Origin of the sequence: Burkholderia sp. JKS000303, assembly GCF_002563755.1 — a bacterium.
GTDB lineage: Bacteria > Pseudomonadota > Gammaproteobacteria > Burkholderiales > Burkholderiaceae > Burkholderia > Burkholderia anthina_B.
The window spans coordinates 1,252,392-1,271,606 of sequence record NZ_PDBZ01000002.1; the positions used below are offsets into that span (position 1 = coordinate 1,252,392).

10 protein-coding genes, 2 tRNA genes, 3 rRNA genes and 2 pseudogenes are annotated in these 19,215 nt (G+C 62.1%); 4 read left to right on the forward strand and 13 right to left on the reverse strand.

The features are described 5' to 3' along the window. The first annotated feature begins 15 nt into the window (after positions 1 to 15). A complete protein-coding gene (locus BX604_RS27745) occupies positions 16 to 708 on the forward strand; it encodes a TetR/AcrR family transcriptional regulator (RefSeq protein ID WP_098553959.1) in 693 nt (230 codons plus the stop codon). 135 nt (positions 709 to 843) lie between these two features. Here the strand turns inward: BX604_RS27745 and BX604_RS27750 are convergent, their stop codons facing one another. From BX604_RS27750 to BX604_RS27760, 3 genes are read right to left on the reverse strand one after another with little or no spacing between them, the layout of a single operon-like run. Next, complete coding sequence (locus BX604_RS27750; RefSeq protein ID WP_098553960.1) at positions 844 to 2,034, reverse strand: acetyl-CoA C-acetyltransferase; 1,191 nt, start codon at positions 2,032 to 2,034, stop codon at positions 844 to 846. An 18-nt stretch (positions 2,035 to 2,052) separates the two neighbouring features. Continuing rightward, positions 2,053 to 2,820 carry a 3-hydroxyacyl-CoA dehydrogenase gene (locus BX604_RS27755; RefSeq protein WP_098553961.1) on the reverse strand — a complete coding sequence of 256 codons (768 nt, stop codon included), beginning with the start codon at positions 2,818 to 2,820 and terminating at the stop codon, positions 2,053 to 2,055. Positions 2,821 to 2,840: 20 nt separating this feature from the next. Next, positions 2,841 to 4,514, reverse strand: a complete 1,674-nt coding sequence (locus BX604_RS27760) for an acyl-CoA synthetase (protein WP_098553962.1) — start codon at positions 4,512 to 4,514, stop codon at positions 2,841 to 2,843. A gap of 135 nt (positions 4,515 to 4,649) precedes the next feature. On the opposite strand from BX604_RS27760, the gene BX604_RS27770 reads away from it, so the two are divergent. After that, complete coding sequence (locus BX604_RS27770; RefSeq protein ID WP_098553963.1) at positions 4,650 to 5,654, forward strand: AraC family transcriptional regulator; 1,005 nt, start codon at positions 4,650 to 4,652, stop codon at positions 5,652 to 5,654. A gap of 36 nt (positions 5,655 to 5,690) precedes the next feature. Here BX604_RS27770 and BX604_RS27775 read toward each other — a convergent pair whose 3' ends face one another. The 3 genes from BX604_RS27775 to BX604_RS27785 all read right to left on the reverse strand — a co-directional run bounded on the left by BX604_RS27775 (position 5,691) and on the right by BX604_RS27785 (position 10,428). After that, positions 5,691 to 7,100 (reverse strand): purine-cytosine permease family protein, encoded by a 1,410-nt coding sequence (locus tag BX604_RS27775; protein ID WP_098553964.1) that lies wholly within the window; start codon positions 7,098 to 7,100, stop codon positions 5,691 to 5,693. 321 nt (positions 7,101 to 7,421) lie between these two features. Further along, positions 7,422 to 8,813, reverse strand: coding sequence for an aspartate aminotransferase family protein (locus tag BX604_RS27780; protein ID WP_098553965.1), 1,392 nt, complete (start codon positions 8,811 to 8,813; stop codon positions 7,422 to 7,424). Positions 8,814 to 8,922: 109 nt separating this feature from the next. Further along, the gene (locus BX604_RS27785; RefSeq protein WP_098553966.1) at positions 8,923 to 10,428 is read right to left on the reverse strand and encodes an aldehyde dehydrogenase; all 1,506 of its coding nucleotides are present in this window, start codon (positions 10,426 to 10,428) and stop codon (positions 8,923 to 8,925) included. Positions 10,429 to 10,811: 383 nt separating this feature from the next. On the opposite strand from BX604_RS27785, the gene BX604_RS27790 reads away from it, so the two are divergent. Beyond that, on the forward strand, positions 10,812 to 11,411 hold the full coding sequence (locus tag BX604_RS27790) for a hypothetical protein (protein WP_098553967.1): 600 nt from the start codon (positions 10,812 to 10,814) through the stop codon (positions 11,409 to 11,411). 148 nt (positions 11,412 to 11,559) lie between these two features. Further along, on the forward strand, positions 11,560 to 11,685 hold the full coding sequence (locus BX604_RS38670) for a nuclear transport factor 2 family protein (RefSeq protein WP_179894855.1): 126 nt from the start codon (positions 11,560 to 11,562) through the stop codon (positions 11,683 to 11,685). Positions 11,686 to 11,838: 153 nt separating this feature from the next. Here BX604_RS38670 and rrf read toward each other — a convergent pair. The 7 genes and pseudogenes from rrf to BX604_RS40030 all read right to left on the reverse strand — a co-directional run bounded on the left by rrf (position 11,839) and on the right by BX604_RS40030 (position 19,131). Beyond that, a 5S ribosomal RNA gene (gene rrf / locus BX604_RS27795) occupies positions 11,839 to 11,951 on the reverse strand. A gap of 134 nt (positions 11,952 to 12,085) precedes the next feature. Then, positions 12,086 to 14,965, reverse strand: a 23S ribosomal RNA gene (locus BX604_RS27800). 288 nt (positions 14,966 to 15,253) lie between these two features. Then, positions 15,254 to 15,329: transfer RNA gene (locus BX604_RS27810), tRNA-Ala, on the reverse strand. Between the two features lie 41 nt (positions 15,330 to 15,370). Next, positions 15,371 to 15,447: transfer RNA gene (locus BX604_RS27815), tRNA-Ile, on the reverse strand. A gap of 62 nt (positions 15,448 to 15,509) precedes the next feature. After that, positions 15,510 to 17,042, reverse strand: a 16S ribosomal RNA gene (locus BX604_RS27820). Together the 16S, 23S and 5S rRNA genes with 2 tRNA genes alongside form the textbook arrangement of a ribosomal RNA operon. Positions 17,043 to 17,548: 506 nt before the next feature. Continuing rightward, a pseudogene (locus tag BX604_RS27825) lies at positions 17,549 to 18,100 on the reverse strand (phosphonate degradation HD-domain oxygenase). 4 nt (positions 18,101 to 18,104) lie between these two features. Continuing rightward, positions 18,105 to 19,131, reverse strand: a pseudogene (locus tag BX604_RS40030) (aldehyde dehydrogenase family protein). Between the last annotated feature and the right edge of the window lie 84 nt (positions 19,132 to 19,215).

Below are 19,215 nucleotides of genomic sequence, written 5' to 3' on the forward strand. Positions count from 1 at the left end.
CGCGCGAGGGTAACGATGAGACATGACGAAGCGGGCGCCGACGCGACCGGCACCGACGAAACGCGCGCGCCTTTGCGGCGACGCAAGGCACACATCCGCGAGTCCAACGAAGCGCATTTGCTGGCCTGTGCGGAAGCCGTGTTCGCGGAGCGCGGGCTCGACGGCGCGAGCACCGCGATGATCGCCGAACGTGCGGGTCTGCCGAAGGCGAACCTGCATTACTACTTCCCGACCAAGCTCGCGCTGTACCGTCGCGTGCTCGACGATCTGTTCGAAGACTGGCACCACGCGGCCGGACCGTTCGAGGACGGCGACGATCCGGTGGAGGCGATCAGCAGCTACGTGCGCGCGAAGATGGATCTGTCGCGGCGCCGCCCGCTCGGCTCGAAGGTGTGGGCCAACGAGATCATCCACGGTGCGACGCACATGCAGGACATCCTGTCGGAGCGCGTGAAGCCGTGGTTCGACAAGCGCGTGGCAGTGGTCGAAGGCTGGATCGCGCGCGGCTTGCTCGCGCCGATCGATGCGCACGCGCTGCTGTACCTGGTGTGGGCGACCACGCAGCATTATGCGGATTTCGATGCGCAGATCCGCGCGCTGAGCGGCAAGCGTGCGTTCACGCAGAAGGGATTCGACGAGAAGACCGAGCAGGTCGTGCAGCTCGTGATCCGCGCATGCGGCGCGGTGTCGCCGAACGCGAACGCGTAACGCGCGCGCCAGCCCCGAAAAAGAAAACGGGCAACGGGCACGAGGCAGGAAGACCCTGCGCGCTGCCCGCCGCCCGCATCGCGATACGGCGTGCCTGCCGTATCGTGCGCGATGCTTTCGCATCGTGCGTTTGCGTCAGACGATGCGCTCGATCGCGATCGCCGTCGCTTCGCCGCCGCCGATACACAGCGACGCGACGCCGCGCTTCTGGCCATACGCTTCGAGCGCGGCCAGGAGCGTCACCATCACGCGCGCGCCCGATGCACCGATCGGATGGCCGAGCGCACACGCGCCGCCATGCACGTTGACCTTGTCGTGCGGCAGGTCGAGATCGCGCATCGCGGCCATCGCAACCACCGCGAACGCTTCGTTGATCTCGAACAGGTCGACGTCGCGCAGGTTCCAGCCGGTTTTCTCCGACAGCTTGCGGATCGCGCCGATCGGCGCCGTCGCGAACAGGCCCGGCTTGTTCGCGTAGGTCGAATGCCCGACGATCACGGCCTTCGGCGTGAGGCCGAGCCGTTCCGCTTCCGAGCGACGCATCATCACGAGCGCGGCCGCGCCGTCCGAAATCGACGACGCGTTCGCCGCCGTCACCGTGCCGCCTTCGCGGAACGCCGGCTTGAGCGTCGGAATCTTGTCGAGCTTCGCGTTGCCCGGCTGCTCGTCGATCGACACGACGGTTTCCTTCTTGCCGGCCTTCACCGTCACCGGTGCGATCTCCGACACGAAACGCCCTTCCGCGATCGCGCGTTGCGCGCGCGTCAGCGACGTGATCGCGAACGCATCCTGCTCCTCGCGCGTGAACTGGTAGGCCTGCGCGCAATCCTCGGCGAAGGTGCCCATCAGCCGGCCCTTGTCGTACGCATCCTCGAGCCCGTCGAGGAACATGTGGTCGAGCACCTGGCCGTGCCCCATGCGCATCCCCGCGCGCGCCTTCGGCAGCAGGTACGGCGCATTCGACATGCTCTCCATCCCGCCCGCGACGGCGACGTCGGCCGAGCCTGCCAGCAGCAGGTCGTGCGCGAACATCGCGGCCTTCATCCCCGAGCCGCACATCTTGTTGACCGTCGTCGCGCCTGCGCCCAGCGGCAGCCCGGCCTTCAGCGCGGCCTGCCGCGCGGGCGCCTGCCCCTGGCCGGCCGGCAGCACGCAGCCGAACACGATTTCCTCGATGCGCTCGGCCGGTACGTTCGCGCGCTCGAGTGCCGCGCGGATCGCCACCGCGCCGAGGTCGCTTGCACTGGCGGCAGCCAGGTCGCCCTGGAAACCGCCCATCGGCGTGCGCGCCGCCCCAACGATTACGATCGGATCCTGTGTCGTCATGATTGATTTCCTCCAGTGTCAGCGCGGTGCCATGCGCAGCGCGCCATCGAGACGGATGACTTCGCCGTTCAGCATCGTATTCTCGGCGATGTGGCGCACCAGCGCCGCAAATTCGTCCGGGCGGCCGAGCCGCGGCGGGAACGGTACGCTCTTGCCGAGCGCATCCTGCACGTCCTGCGGCATGCCGCTCATCATCGGCGTCTCGAAGATGCCCGGCGCGATCGTCACCACGCGAATGCCGAACCGCGCGAGTTCGCGCGCGATCGGCAGCGTCATGCCCACCACACCGCTCTTCGATGCCGCATAGGCGGCCTGCCCGATCTGTCCGTCGAACGCCGCGACCGACGCGGTATTGACGATCACGCCGCGCTCGCCTTCCGCGTTCGCGTCCTGCTTCGACATCGCGTCGGCCGCCAGCCGGATCATGTTGAACGTGCCGATCAGGTTGATCGACACCGCGCGCGCGAAGCGGTCGAGCGCATGCGGACCTTCGCGGCCGACGACCTTCTCGCCCGGCGCGACGCCCGCGCAATTCACGAGCGCATCGATCCGGCCGAACGCGTCGCGCGCGGCGGCGACGGCCGCCTGCCCTTCGGCGTCGCTCGTCACGTCGGTCTTCACGAAGCGCGCGGCCGCGCCGAGTTCATGCGCGAGGCTCGCGCCGGCGTCTTCATTGACGTCCAGCAGCACGGCCTTGCCGCCTTCGGCGACCACCATCCGCGCGACCGCGGCACCCAGGCCCGAACCGGCGCCCGTAATCAGAAAAACGCGATCCTTGATATTCATTCGCAGTCCGTATTCAGTATTCAGGATTGAACGGCCTTCTCGGCTTCCATCTTGCGCAGCACGAAGCGCTGGATCTTGCCGCTCGGGGTTTTCGGCAACGCGTCGACGAAGTCGATCGCGCGCGGATAGGCGTGCGCGGACAGCCGCCGCTTCACGTGCTGGCTCAGCTCGTCGGCCAGCGCGGGCGTACCTTCGAAGCCCTTCGACAGCACGACGTAGGCCTTGACGATCTCCGTGCGCTCCGGGTCCGGCACGCCGATCACGGCGGCCTCGCTGACGGCCGGATGCTCGATCAGCGCGCTTTCCACGTCGAACGGGCCGATCCGGTAGCCGGACGACGTGATCACGTCGTCCGCGCGGCCGATGAAGCTCACGGTGCCGTCCGGCTCCAGCTCGACGTTGTCGCCGGTCCGGTAGTAGCCGCCCGCGATCGCCGGCGTGTCCTGCTGCCAGTAGCCGTGGAACCACAGCAGCGGCGAGCGCGCGATGTCGATCGCGAGGTTGCCGGGCTCGCCGGGGCCGAGCTCGCGGCCTGCGTCGTCGAGCACCGCGACGCGGTAGCCGGGCATCGCGAAACCGGCGGAACCGGCGTGAACGACGTGTGCGAGTCCGTGATGATTGTTCACGACCATCCCGAGTTCGGTCTGGCCGTAGTGGTCGTAGATCGGCGCGCCGAGCGCCGCGTCGAACCAGCGCACGACTTCCGGATTCAGCGGCTCGCCCGCGCTGCTGACGACGCGCAACGCCCCTTTCAGGCGCGCCGCCGCGTCGCTGCCGGCCGCCATCAGCATCCGGTACGCGGTCGGCGAGCCGGCGAGGCTCGTGATGCCGAGCCGTTCGATCACGTCGTAGGTGCTGTCGACGGTGAAACCGCCTTCGTACAGCGTCGTCGCATGGCCGAGCAGCAGCGGGCCGGTGATCGCGTAATAGAGACCGTAGGCCCAGCCCGGATCGGCGATGTTCCAGAAGCGGTCGCCTGCGCGCAGGTCGACCGCGTCGCGCATGTACGCGCCGAACGCGAGCAGCGCGTACAGCGGCACCGGCACGCCCTTCGGCAAGCCCGTCGTGCCCGACGTCGACATCATCATGAACAGGTCGGTGCCCTTGCGCAGCACCGGTTCGAACGTGCCGGACTGCGCATCCAGCGCCGCGCGGAAATCAATGTCGCCTGCCGGCAGCGCGTTGCCGGACTCGCGCACCGTCGCGACCTGCGGGCAATCGGCGATCTCGTCGAGCTTTGCTCGATTCGCGACGTTGGTCACGACCAGCCGCGCATCGCTCATGCGCAACCGATGCTCGATCGCCTTCGGACCGAAGGCAGTGAACAGCGGCTGATAGACGGCGCCCGCGCGCCACGTGCCGAGGATCGTCGCGACGAGCTCGGGCGTGCGCGGCAACAGGCCGGCCACCACGTCGCCCGGTTTCACGCCCTGCGCGACCAGCAGGTTCGCGACGCGCGCCGACAGCGCCTGCATCTGCGCGAACGTGAAGCTGCGGTGCTGGCCGCCGGCGTCGATCCAGTCGAGCGCGATCGCGTTCGCGTCCGCCGCTGCATGGCGGTCGCAGCATTCGACGCAGGCGTTCAGGCCCCGCTCCAGGTCGCCGTGCAACTGCGCTGCGGCGGTCTCGATACGGAAGCCGGCCACGGCGTCGGCGTAGGCCGGCGCCACCCGGGCGGTTGCTCCATCACGCATGCGTGTCTCCTGTTCGTTATGACCGTCGGCAAACCAGCGGTATATCGATGATGGTAGACAGCCGTCACATTGCAATCAATGACAAACAGAATCTAGAATCGTGATCGCTTTTGCCATGTCAGGAGGACGTGAAAAATGGGGCCGCAGATGATCTCGCCGGATTTCGTCGACGATGCGCTCGAGAGCCTGCGCCGGCAGCGGATCCCGGTCGAGCCCGTGCTGCGCGCCGCGGGCTTGCCGGATGCCGTGCGCGAGCCCGTCACGCCGCAGCAATACGGCCGGTTGTGGCTCGCGATCGCCGGCGCGATCGACGACGAATTCTTCGGCCTGGCCGCCCGCCCGATGCGGCGCGGCAGCTTCACGCTGCTCTGCCACGCCGTGCTGCATGCCGGCACGCTCGAGAAGGCGCTGCGGCGCGCGCTGCAGTTCCTGCGCGTGGTGCTCGACGAGCCGCACGGCGAACTCGTCGTCGCCGACGGGCAGGCGCAGATCGTCCTGACGCAGTCGGGCGCACCCTATTCGGCGTTTGCTTACCGGACGTTCTGGCTGATCCTGCTCGGCGTCGCGTGCTGGCTGATCGGGCGCCGCATTCCGCTGCAGCGCATCGATTTCGCGTGCCAGAGCCCCGATCAGCGCAGCGATTACCACCAGTTCTTCGGCGTGCCGGTGCATTTCGACCGCCCCGACAGCCGGCTCGCCTTCAACGCCGCGTATCTCGCGCTGCCGACGATCCGCTCCGCGCAGGCGCTGAAGACGTTCCTGCGCGGCGCGCCCGGCAATCTGCTGGTCCGCTATCGGCACGACACCGGCTGGGTCGCGAAGACGCGTGCGCACCTGAAGGCGCGGCCGGCCGCCGAGTGGCCGGATTTCGATACGCTGGCCGTGCGCCTCGGCACGACGCCCGCGACGCTGCGGCGGCGTTTGCGCAGCGAGGGGCAGAGCTTCGCGGCGATCAAGGACGAACTGCGCGGCGCGCTCGCGCAGTCGCTGCTGCGCGGGCACACGCTCAGCGTCGCGGAAATCGCGGCCGAGCTCGGTTTCACCGAGCCCAGCGCGTTTCATCGGGCCTTCCGGAAATGGACGGGCACGAGCCCGGGCGCGTTTCGCCGTGACGTCAATGCCGCGCAGCAGGAGCAGTGACACGCGGGGGCGGCGCAGCCCGGGCGGGCGGCGCGGTCAGCGCGACATGCCGTCGATGCTCGGGGCAACGTCGTGCATCGGTCGCGAGAACAACTTGCAACCCGCGTAGTAGACGAGCGACGTCAACGACAGCCCGACGATCCACGAGATGTCCGCACCGCCCAGCCGGCTTGCCAGTTCCCCGGTATAGAGATCGGTCGCCATGAACGGCGCCTGCGCGACGATGCCGATGAAATACGACCCGACCGCGATCGCATTGAAGCGCCCGTAGATGCCGCCGTCCTGCCGGAAGAACGAATCGACATCGTATTCGCCGTGGCAGACGAGGTAGTAATCGACGAGATTGATCGCCGTCCACGGCACGAGCACGTACAGCAGCAGCAGGATGAAGTTCGTGTAGCCGGCCAGGAAATTGTTCTGCCCGAACAGCGCGATCGCGAGTGCGATGCAGCACAGCACGATCGCCGTGATCGCCCGTGCGCGGGCGCGGCCCGACCACGACGGAAAGAGCGTCTGCAATACGGTGATGGCCGACAGCGCGCCGCAATACAGCTCCATCGCATTGCTGGCCGCGATGCCGAACGACAGCACGACGATCACGAGCACGCTGATGCCCTGCGTGAGGCCCGTGAGACCGTTCACGACGTTGCCGTCGGGCGTGGCGAGGCCCACCAGGCAGCCGAGCAGCATCGGGAAGAACGAACCGAGCACGCAGCCCCAGTAGCTCGACCAGAACGCCGTGCGCGGCCCCGTATCGGGCGGCAGGTAGCGCGAGTAGTCGGACACGTACGGCGCATACGCGATCTGCCACAGCGCGGCCACCGACATCGAACCGAGAAAGCCCGACAGGTTCAGCGAATGCTTCGAAAACGTATCACCCGGCAGCCCGTGCACGAAGATGATCCACACGAACGCAAGCACGAGCACGGTGCCCGAACACCAGCTGAGCAGCCGTGCATACGCGTGGATCAGCTTGTACCCGTAGATCGATCCCAGCAGGCTGATCAGACCGATCACCACCACACCGGCATCGAGCGGGATGCCGGCGCTGAGGCTGTGCAGCGCCTGCCCGCCGAACACGCAGTTCGACGCGAAGAAGCCGACGTACATCACGACGACCAGCCCGACCACCAGCAACGCACCGAACGAACCGAACTGCCCTCGCGTCTGGATCATTTGCGGCACGCCGAGCTGCGGCCCCTGCGCGGAGTGCAGCGCCATGAAGATCGCGCCGATCAGGCTGCCGACGAGCGTCGCGAGCGCCGCCCACCAGAATGGCTGCTTGAACACCGTCGTCGCGAGCGACCCGGTGACGATCGTCAGCATCATGATGTTCGAACCGAACCAGATCGTGAACAGGTCCTTCGCGCTGCCGTGCCGCTCCGTCAGTGGAATCTGCTGGATCGTGCTTTCCTCGAGATGAGCAATGGACTCGCCCTGACTCATTTCGTCTCCTTGTCTCTGTTGTGATGTTCGTTGGCTTGCGGGGGATCAGAGCGGGTCAGTTGCACAGGCAGTGCAGGCGTTCGTCCGTATGCCCGGGAAATGCGGTTTTCATGCATGGCGAATTCAATTCGCATTCCTACATGACAACCAGACGAATACCCGTCACCGATGTGCTTGCTACCCTGTGTCGCTCCGATCAGGTTCGCGCCGGATCGCCACTTTCCGGCTCACACGCAATCGTGCGAGCCGCGCAAGCTGCGTCCGTCGCGACGCGCGATTCCACCCGTCTTGTACCAAGCGGAAATCGCGCCGTGCAACCGGTCAGCAGTCGATCCCGAGTACTTCCCTGGCGGTTGCATCCACCGCCTTGCGCATCGTGCCAACCAGTTCGTCGATTTGCGCATGGTCGATCACGAGCGGCGGTGCAACGATCAGCCGGCCGTTCGTCGAGCGCACGATCGCGCCGAGTTCGAACCCGACCGTCCGGCTGTGCCAGGTCAGATCGGCCTCGTTCGCGAAGCGCTCGCGCGTCGCCTTGTTCTTCGCGAACTGGATGGCACCGACTGCGCCCACGCCCTGGATTTCGCCGACGAGCGGATGACCGTCGAATGCATCGCGCAACGCCTGCTGCAGGTACGGGCCCGTATCCGTCTTCGTCCGCTCGACGAGACGCTCGCGCTCGAGCACGTCGAGGTTCGCCAGGGCGACGGCGGCCGCGACCGGGTGCCCCGAATAGGTCAGCCCGTGCGCATAGACGCCGCCCTTCTCGACCAGCGCATCGCCGACGCGCCGGCTCATGATCAGGCCGCCCATCGGCACGTAGCCCGACGTCAGCCCCTTCGCCATGCAGATCAGGTCCGGCTCGAAGCCGAAGTGGCGATGTGCGAACCATTCGCCGGTACGGCCGAAGCCGCCGATCACTTCGTCCGCGCACAGCAGCACGTCGTATTGACGGCAGATGCGCTCGATTTCCTGCCAGTAGCCGTCCGGCGGGAAGATCATGCCGCCCGCGCCCTGGAACGGCTCCGCGACGAACGCGGCGACGCGATCCGCGCCGATCTCGAGGATCTTGCGCTCGAGCGACAACGCCGCCTGCTTGCCGAATGCCTCGGGGCTCAGGTCACCGCCGTTCGCATACCAGTACGGCTCGTCGACGTGCGTGATGTTCGGAATCGGCAAGTCGCCCATCTCGTGCATGAACGCCATGCCGCCCAGCGACGCGCTGCCGACCGTCGAGCCGTGATAGCCGTTCACACGGCCGATCAGCACTTTCTTCTCGGGCTTGCCCATCACGTCCCAGAAGCGGCGCACGGTGCGAATCAGCACTTCATTCGATTCGGATCCCGAATTGGTATAGACGACATGACTGAAGCGATTGCCGAGCAGCGCAAAGAGCCGCTCCGACAGTTCGATCACCGACGGATGCGTCGTATGAAAGAACATGTTGTAGTACGACAGTTCCTTCATCTGCCGCGCGGCCGCGTCGACCAGCTCCGGGCGGCCATAGCCGACGTTGGTGCACCACAAGCCCGACATCCCGTCGAGATAGCGGTTGCCGTCGTTGTCCCACAGGTAGACGCCTTCGCCGCGCACCATCACGCGCGCGCCTTCCTGGTTCAGCGCCTTCTGGTCGACGAACGCATGCAGGTGATGCGCGGCGTCGCTGCGTTGATAGTCCTGGGTCGTGCGGTGCGGAAAGTTGGGCGCATTCATGTGCGAGTCTCCGGTTTCGTTGTGTGAATCAAGGGGAGGGTGCGCTGCCGGCGCAGCAGGTTTCGCCGGCCCGGCAGCGGTGTGAAGTGATGCGAGTCGCCGCGCCGAATCAGTAACTGATCCAGGTCGTCTTGAGTCCCGTGTACTTGTCGATCGCATGCAGCGACAGGTCGCGACCGAAACCCGACTGGCGGAACCCGCCGAATGGCGTCTGCGCGCTCAACGCGTCGACGGTATTGACGGACACGGTGCCGGCACGCAGGCGACCCGACACGCGATGCGCGCGCGACAGGCTGCCGGTCCACACCGACGCGGCAAGCCCGTAGATCGAGTCGTTCGCGAGACGGACCGCCTCATCCTCGGTATCGAACGGAAGCACCGACAGGACGGGCCCGAAGATCTCGTCGCGCGCGATCGGGTCGCCATGCTTCACGTCGATGAAGATCGTCGGCTCGACGAAGTAGCCTTTGCCATCGACGCGCGGCGCGCCTCCGCCGATCGCGAGCGTGGCGCTCTTGCGGCCGCGCTCGATCCAGTCGCACACGCGACGATGCTGGTGTTCGTCGACGATCGCGCCCATGCCGCTCGCCGGATCGAGTGGATCGCCCGGCATGAACGCGGCGGCATGCGCAATCAGCCGATCGACGAATGCATCGTGAATCGAGCGCTGCACCAGCAGCCGCGAATTCGCGGAGCACACTTCGCCCTGGTTGAAGAAGATGCCGAAGCAGGCCTTGCGGGCGGCGAGATCGAGATCGTCCGTATCGTCGAAGACCAGATTCGGGCTCTTGCCGCCGCATTCGAGCCACACCTGCTTCATGTTCGACTGCGCGGCGTACTCGAGGAATTTCTTGCCCACGGCCGTCGATCCCGTGAACGCAAGCACGTCGACGTCGGGATGCAGGCCGAGCGCCCGCCCGGCAGTCTCGCCATACCCCGTCACGACGTTCAGGACACCGGGCGGCAAGCCGGCCTCGAGCGCGAGTTCCGCGAGACGCAATGCGGACAACGGCGATTGTTCCGCGGGCTTCAGCACGACGCTGTTGCCGGCCGCCAGCGCCGGCGCCACCTTCCACGCGACCATGTCTAGCGGGAAATTCCACGGCACCACCGCACCGACGACACCGAGCGGCTCGCGCGTGACGATCGCGAGGTTACCGGGATCGGTGGAAGCGACCTCGCCGTTCAGCTTGTCGACGGCTTCGCCGTACCAGCTGAAGAGACTCCCGGCGGCCGGCACGTCGATGCTGATCGCATCCGCGACACGCTTGCCCATGTTGAGCGAATCGAGCAGCGCGAGCTCCGCGCCATGCGCGACGATCAGTTCGCCAAGCCGGCACAGCACGCGCTTGCGTTCGGCCGGCGCGCAACGCGACCACACGCCCGATTCGAAAGCTTCGCGGGCCGCACGCACGGCATCGTCGATATCCGCCGCGTCGCACGACGCGACTTCCGCGATGACGGCTTCCGTGGCCGGATTGATTGCGGCGAACGTGCGGCCGCTTCGGGCCGGCACGTTGCGGCCGGCGATATGCGCGAGCGTTCGCGGCGCAATCTGCGCGGCGAGTTGTCTCCAGTCCGCGTGCCGAAAGTTTTCTGTTGAAGTTGGGTTCATTCAAGACTCCGTTGTGACGACCAGGCGCTTGTGCGTTGTTGTCCGCCTGGACTCGACCCGACGAAAGACGCCAGCGGGCACGACCGATGTCGCTGACCGCCGTGAATCGCAGCAGTCGTCCGGTTGTCAAACTGTCGGTCATCAAAAAGAGATTTGAAAGAACAGTTTTTCTTCTCATTGAAGAGGTTATTTCTATTCATTCGCCCGTCATGCAGTCGGTTTTCCTGTGACTTCGCGATCGTCGGGTGGTTTGCATGGGTTCGATCGTTTCGAGGTTCGACAGCGATGCACGGCGCGATTCGCGGCGCCGAATACCGGTACGACGTTGCACATCGTCCGGTACGACCACATACTGGTCGGCCCATACGAACAAGGCTGCTTCGATGGTGACCGTCGATCAGGACGCTGCTTCAGTGCTGGGTGTGATCGGATCTGCCGTGTCTCTGCTGGCAGCGATTCCGTACGCGCTCGCGATCTATCGCCGCACCGTCCGTCCGCATCTGTTCACGTGGCTCGTCTGGTCGGTCGTCACGGCGATCGCGGCCGCGGGCCAGTTCGTGGCAGGCGCCGGACCTTCGGCATGGTGTACGGCAGCGATCGCCGTCACCTGCTTCCTGACCTTCGTCGCGAGCATTTTTCGAGGCGAGCGCGGCTGGACTCGCATCGACTGGTTTTTTCTGTGCGCCGCGTTGTCGGCGATTCCGCTCTGGATGCTGACCGATGACCCGACGATCTCGATCTGTCTCGTCACACTGATCGAGCTTGCCGGCCTCGGGCCGACCGTACGCAAGACGCTCCGCGATCCGTGGAGCGAGAGTCTCGCGTATTTCGCGCTGTGCGTGCTCAAGTACGCGTTGGCGTTGCTGGCGCTCAGCAGGTGGAATGTCGCGGTCGCGTTCTATCCGTCGGTCAACATCATCGCGTCGATCGGCATCTGCGCGCTGATGATCGTCCGGCGCCAAGCGCTGCCGAAAGCGGAATAGCATCTGCCGGGTGGGCGTGATGCGGGATTGTCCGCAACGTGCAAGTCGCCGCGCGCCTCACGACCATGTGTCGAGACGTGTGGAATCCTGATTCTTCGAAATGATGCGAGGCCGCGATACGGATGCCGTTCGGGATGCAGTGCGCGCAGTGATCGAACTGTATGAAGCCGCACTTCGCGCGGCCATGCTGACCAACGATGTCGAGGTACTCGACACGTTGCTGGATGACGGTCTGATCTTTACCGGCCCGAGCGGGGCGATCAGTTATCGGTGAAGCGTGGAGTTCAAAGGTGAGTCAGCGGTGCGGCTGGCTCGCACCGACATGCGATTGATCAGCCAAAGCATCCATGCCGAGTACTCCACACGCATTTCCGCCGCTCAAATGCAAAAACCCCCGCCTTTCGGGCGGGGGTTCTCGGCTTAGGGAGCCTGACGATTACCTACTTTCACACGGGAATCCGCACTATCATCGGCGTAGAGTCGTTTCACGGTCCTGTTCGGGATGGGAAGGGGTGGGACCGACTCGCTATGGTCATCAGGCAAAGAGGGTTGTTGCGCTGGCTTCGCAGCACAACCAATCTTGGAAGAAGCAGTAATTTTTTGAGTTGTGTGTATCGCACACACGAGAATCCAACCCGTCCGACGCGCTATCCAGCGCGAAACAGACTTGTTATAGGATCAAGCCTTACGGGCAATTAGTATCAGTTAGCTGAACGCATTACTGCGCTTACACACCTGACCTATCAACGTCCTGGTCTCGAACGACCCTTCAAGGGGATCTAGTCCCCAGGGATATCTCATCTTAAGGCGAGTTTCCCGCTTAGATGCTTTCAGCGGTTATCTCTTCCGAACATAGCTACCCGGCGATGCCACTGGCGTGACAACCGGTACACCAGAGGTTCGTCCACTCCGGTCCTCTCGTACTAGGAGCAGCCCCCTTCAAATATCCAACGCCCACGGCAGATAGGGACCAAACTGTCTCACGACGTTTTAAACCCAGCTCACGTACCTCTTTAAATGGCGAACAGCCATACCCTTGGGACCGGCTACAGCCCCAGGATGAGATGAGCCGACATCGAGGTGCCAAACACCGCCGTCGATATGAACTCTTGGGCGGTATCAGCCTGTTATCCCCAGAGTACCTTTTATCCGTTGAGCGATGGCCCTTCCATACAGAACCACCGGATCACTATGACCTGCTTTCGCACCTGCTCGACTTGTCGGTCTCGCAGTTAAGCACGCTTATGCCATTGCACTATCAGCACGATTTCCGACCGTACCTAGCGTACCTTCGTACTCCTCCGTTACGCTTTGGGAGGAGACCGCCCCAGTCAAACTGCCTACCATGCACTGTCCCCGACCCGGATCACGGGCCAAGGTTAGAACCTCAAACAAACCAGGGTGGTATTTCAAGGACGGCTCCACCGAAACTAGCGTTCCGGTTTCATAGCCTCCCACCTATCCTACACAGATCGGTTCAAAGTCCAATGCAAAGCTACAGTAAAGGTTCATGGGGTCTTTCCGTCTAGCCGCGGGTAGATTGCATCATCACAAACACTTCAACTTCGCTGAGTCTCGGGAGGAGACAGTGTGGCCATCGTTACGCCATTCGTGCAGGTCGGAACTTACCCGACAAGGAATTTCGCTACCTTAGGACCGTTATAGTTACGGCCGCCGTTTACCGGGACTTCAATCAAGAGCTTGCACCCCATCATTTAATCTTCCGGCACCGGGCAGGCGTCACACCCTATACGTCCACTTTCGTGTTTGCAGAGTGCTGTGTTTTTATTAAACAGTCGCAGCCACCAGTTTATTGCAACCCCTTCACCCTTTGCCCGCAGGGGCATCAAGCTACAAGGGCGTACCTTATCCCGAAGTTACGGTACCAATTTGCCGAGTTCCTTCTCCCGAGTTCTCTCAAGCGCCTTAGAATACTCATCTCGCCCACCTGTGTCGGTTTGCGGTACGGTCATCGTTAGACTGAAGCTTAGAGGCTTTTCTTGGAACCACTTCCAATTGCTTCGCTCCCTAAGGAGCTCGCGCCACACCCTTGAATCCTGCGCCCGGATTTGCCTAAGCGCCTTCTCCAATGCAGCGACCGGGACTTCCAACACCCGGACAACCTTCCGCGATCCGTCCCCCCATCGCATCTAACAATGGTGCAGGAATATTGACCTGCTTCCCATCAGCTACGCATTTCTGCCTCGCCTTAGGGGCCGACTCACCCTACGCCGATGAACGTTGCGTAGGAAACCTTGGGCTTACGGCGAGGGGGCCTTTCACCCCCTTTATCGCTACTCATGTCAGCATTCGCACTTCTGATACCTCCAGCATCCCTTCCGAGACACCTTCGCAGGCTTACAGAACGCTCTCCTACCATGCGTGCAAAGCACGCATCCGCAGCTTCGGTATATAGCTTAGCCCCGTTACATCTTCCGCGCAGGACGACTCGATCAGTGAGCTATTACGCTTTCTTTAAAGGGTGGCTGCTTCTAAGCCAACCTCCTGACTGTTTTAGCCTTCCCACTTCGTTTCCCACTTAGCTATATTTGGGGACCTTAGCTGGCGGTCTGGGTTGTTTCCCTCTTGACACCGGACGTTAGCACCCGATGTCTGTCTCCCGTGATTGCACTCTTCGGTATTCGGAGTTTGCTATGGCGGGGTAATCTGCAATAGACCCCCCAACCATGACAGTGCTCTACCCCGAAGGTGAGACACGAGGCACTACCTAAATAGTTTTCGGAGAGAACCAGCTATTTCCAAGTTTGTTTAGCCTTTCACCCCTATCCACAGCTCATCCCCTAACTTTTCAACGTTAGTGGGTTCGGACCTCCAGTACGTGTTACCGCACCTTCATCCTGGCCATGGATAGATCACTTGGTTTCGGGTCTACGCCCAGCAACTGAACGCCCTATTCGGACTCGCTTTCGCTACGCCTGCCCTATACGGTTAAGCTTGCTACTGAACGTAAGTCGCTGACCCATTATACAAAAGGTACGCCGTCACCCCTTTCGAGGCTCCGACTGTTTGTATGCATGCGGTTTCAGGATCTATTTCACTCCCCTCCCGGGGTTCTTTTCACCTTTCCCTCACGGTACTGGTTCACTATCGGTCGATCACGAGTATTTAGCCTTGGAGGATGGTCCCCCCATCTTCAGACAGGATTTCACGTGTCCCGCCCTACTTGTCGCACACCTAGTTCTTTCGTACTGTTTTCGCCTACGGGCTATCACCCGCTATGGCCACACTTTCCAGAGTGTTCGGCTAACAATACAAATAAAGAGTGCAAGGCTCATCCCATTTCGCTCGCCACTACTTTGGGAATCTCGGTTGATTTCTTTTCCTGCGGTTACTTAGATGTTTCAGTTCACCGCGTTCGCTTCGCATAGCCTATGTATTCAGCTATGGATACTCCAAAAGGAGTGGGTTTCCCCATTCGGACATCTACGGATCAAAGCTTGTTTGCCAGCTCCCCGTAGCTTTTCGCAGGCTACCGCGTCCTTCATCGCCTGTGATCGCCAAGGCATCCACCACATGCACTTGTTCGCTTGACCCTATAACGAGTCTGTCTCATCGACAGTTCGTTACAGGTTGAGTTCTCGCATTTGTGCCGTATTCCAATTGAGTCAAACATAGAGTTCGAATCATCTTGAGATACATCGATACAATCACAACCCGGATAGTTTTCACGTCCATCTCATAGACGCTTCCGCTATCCAAATTACTTACTTCTTCCAGATTGTTAAAGAACGACAGCCGATATGGTGTTACTCATATCACTCTGACTGGCTCAATCGCCAATGACAAACGTTCGACGAAGTCGAACGCTTGTCATTGAAGATTGGTGGAGGCAGACGGGATCGAACCGACGACCCCCTGCTTGCAAAGCAGGTGCTCTCCCAGCTGAGCTATGCCCCCATGTACAGGTATGCCTCAGGGTGTACCGTCCGCCAAGACGGTGGTGGGTCTGGTTGGATTCGAACCAACGACCCCCGCCTTATCAAGACGGTGCTCTAACCGACTGAGCTACAGACCCCTGAGTCTGTCTTTAATTTACAGCCGATAAGCGTGAGCGCTCAACTTTGCGAGAAGCTCTAGAAAGGAGGTGATCCAGCCGCACCTTCCGATACGGCTACCTTGTTACGACTTCACCCCAGTCATGAATCCTACCGTGGTGACCGTCCTCCTTGCGGTTAGACTAGCCACTTCTGGTAAAACCCACTCCCATGGTGTGACGGGCGGTGTGTACAAGACCCGGGAACGTATTCACCGCGGCATGCTGATCCGCGATTACTAGCGATTCCAGCTTCATGCACTCGAGTTGCAGAGTGCAATCCGGACTACGATCGGTTTTCTGGGATTAGCTCCCCCTCGCGGGTTGGCAACCCTCTGTTCCGACCATTGTATGACGTGTGAAGCCCTACCCATAAGGGCCATGAGGACTTGACGTCATCCCCACCTTCCTCCGGTTTGTCACCGGCAGTCTCCTTAGAGTGCTCTTGCGTAGCAACTAAGGACAAGGGTTGCGCTCGTTGCGGGACTTAACCCAACATCTCACGACACGAGCTGACGACAGCCATGCAGCACCTGTGCGCCGGTTCTCTTTCGAGCACTCCCACCTCTCAGCAGGATTCCGACCATGTCAAGGGTAGGTAAGGTTTTTCGCGTTGCATCGAATTAATCCACATCATCCACCGCTTGTGCGGGTCCCCGTCAATTCCTTTGAGTTTTAATCTTGCGACCGTACTCCCCAGGCGGTCAACTTCACGCGTTAGCTACGTTACTAAGGAAATGAATCCCCAACAACTAGTTGACATCGTTTAGGGCGTGGACTACCAGGGTATCTAATCCTGTTTGCTCCCCACGCTTTCGTGCATGAGCGTCAGTATTGGCCCAGGGGGCTGCCTTCGCCATCGGTATTCCTCCACATCTCTACGCATTTCACTGCTACACGTGGAATTCTACCCCCCTCTGCCATACTCTAGCTTGCCAGTCACCAATGCAGTTCCCAGGTTGAGCCCGGGGATTTCACATCGGTCTTAACAAACCGCCTGCGCACGCTTTACGCCCAGTAATTCCGATTAACGCTTGCACCCTACGTATTACCGCGGCTGCTGGCACGTAGTTAGCCGGTGCTTATTCTTCCGGTACCGTCATCCCCCGACTGTATTAGAGCCAAGGATTTCTTTCCGGACAAAAGTGCTTTACAACCCGAAGGCCTTCTTCACACACGCGGCATTGCTGGATCAGGCTTTCGCCCATTGTCCAAAATTCCCCACTGCTGCCTCCCGTAGGAGTCTGGGCCGTGTCTCAGTCCCAGTGTGGCTGGTCGTCCTCTCAGACCAGCTACTGATCGTCGCCTTGGTAGGCCTTTACCCCACCAACTAGCTAATCAGCCATCGGCCAACCCTATAGCGCGAGGCCCGAAGGTCCCCCGCTTTCATCCGTAGATCGTATGCGGTATTAATCCGGCTTTCGCCGGGCTATCCCCCACTACAGGACATGTTCCGATGTATTACTCACCCGTTCGCCACTCGCCACCAGGTGCAAGCACCCGTGCTGCCGTTCGACTTGCATGTGTAAGGCATGCCGCCAGCGTTCAATCTGAGCCAGGATCAAACTCTTCAGTTTAAACCTGTTACTGTTTTCGGTTCAGTTAAGAACCGGTCGCTCACTCAAAGCTGACAGGAATATGAATTGCTTCATAAACCTGACTTACTTTAGTGTGAGACTCTTGATACTTTCGCTATCTGATCCGAGGATCAGCTCGCGTCCATCAAGCGCCCACACTTATCGGCTGTTAATTTTTAAAGAGCATTTCTGCGAGGAACTTCGTGTCTCTCAGCAGCGCTGCGTTTTCAGCAGCAGAGAAGCGAGATTATGAACCGTCTTTTTCAACTCGTCAACAACTTTTTTAACTACTTCGTTGCGACGGTTGGGGTTCAACGCCTTGTGTGTCGGGGCTCTACAGCAACCTCGACCGCACTGCTTCCCTTCCTTCTTCTCCCGCGCCGCGTTTCCGTTAGCGCGAAAGAGGCGATTCTAACACCCACCGCGATCGCGCAAGGGGTTTCTCGAAAAATTTAAGGCCCCGCACGCTACCGCGTGCGGGGCCTTAAATAGAGGCGGCCGAATCGTCAGGCCACGCGCATCTGGCGCGCGACTATCTCCATATAGTGATCGAGGTTGGGCGTCACCTTGCCTTCTTCCTTGGCCGTATCGTCCCAGCGACGCAGACGCAGCGCGTCCTCCGCGAACGGGCGCTGCAGGAACGCCGCCGTCTCCTCTTCACTGAAGATGCCGCCCTGCAGCCCGAGGCTGCGCACCGAGTCCGGCGACAGGCTCTCGAAGTAACCGGCGTCCGTCCGGCACAGGCACGCTTCGCATCGACGTGCAGCCGGATCGGCTCCAGCACCGCATCGTTGAATAGCGGTCGCAGGAACGGCAACACGTAATACTGATGCAGATCGTCGATCCCGCGCGCGCTCGGCGTCTCGCCCTGCCGATTCAGCAGATGCCCGAGATCGTGCAGGAATGCCGCCGCGACCAGCGCTTCGTCGGCACCGGCCTCTTCCGCCAGCAAACCGCTCTGCAACGCATGCTCTCAGCTGCGTGACCGGTTCGCCGCTATAGGCAACATGGCCGTGCTCGCGATACAGCCCGTGAATCTCGTCGACAGTCAGTGCCATCCGCTTACTCCCAAGGCAGCGAAAACGTCTTCAGGTTCGTGAAGCTCTTCATCGCTTCCTGAACGCCTTCCTTGTAGCCGAGCCCCGAATCCTTGATCCCGCCGAACGGCGACAGCTCGATCCGGTATCCCGGCACTTCCCAGACGTTCACCGTGCCGACGTTCAGCTCGTTCACGAACCGCACGACCGCGGCCCGTGCTGTCCGTGCAGAGGCCGACGACAGCCCGAACGCCTCCCGTTGCTGATCCGGATCGCGTCGTCGATCGTGTCGAACGCGATCACGGGCGAGACCGGGCCAAAGGTCTCCTCGCGCACGATCGTCATCGACGGATCGACGTTGTCGAGCACGGTCGGCGCATAGAGCGCGCCGCGCCGCACGTTGCCGGTCAGCAGGCGCGCGCCCTGCGCGACCGCCTCGCTCACCCGCGCCTCGAACAGCTGCGCCGCCGCGTCGTCGATCACCGTGCCCATCTCGTTCGCGGATCGAACGGATCGCCGTACGTCCAGGCGGCGCGTCTTCTCGACGAGCAACTCGGTGAATGCCGGCGCAATCGAGCGCTGCACCAGCATCCGCTTGACGGCCGTGCAGCGCTGGCCCGAATTCCGGTACGAACCGAGCACGGCCAGCGACGTCGCCCGTTCGAGATCGGCATCGTCGAGCACGATCAGCGGATCGTTGCCGCCCAGCTCCAGCACGATGCGCCGGTAGCCGGCCCGCGCGGCGATCGCCTTGCCGATCGACACGCCGCCCGTAAGGTAATCAGCGACGCATGCGGATGCGTGACGAGCTCGTCCGCGATCTCGCGCGGGTCGCCGGTCAGCACCTGCAGCATCGGTTCGGGCAAACCGGCCTCGTACAGCAGGTCCGCCAGATAGAACGCCGACAGCGGCACCTTCTCGGACGGCTTCACGATCACCCGGTTGTTGGTCGCGATCGCCGGCGCGATCTTGTGCGCAACCTGGTTCATCGGATGGTTGAACGGCGTGATCGCGACGATCACACCGTCGAGCGGTTGCCGCTGCGAGAACACGCGGCGCGCCTTGCCGTGAGGCGTCAGGTCGCACGAGAAGCTCTGCGCGTCGTCTCGCAGCGCTTCGACCGACGCGAACTTCAG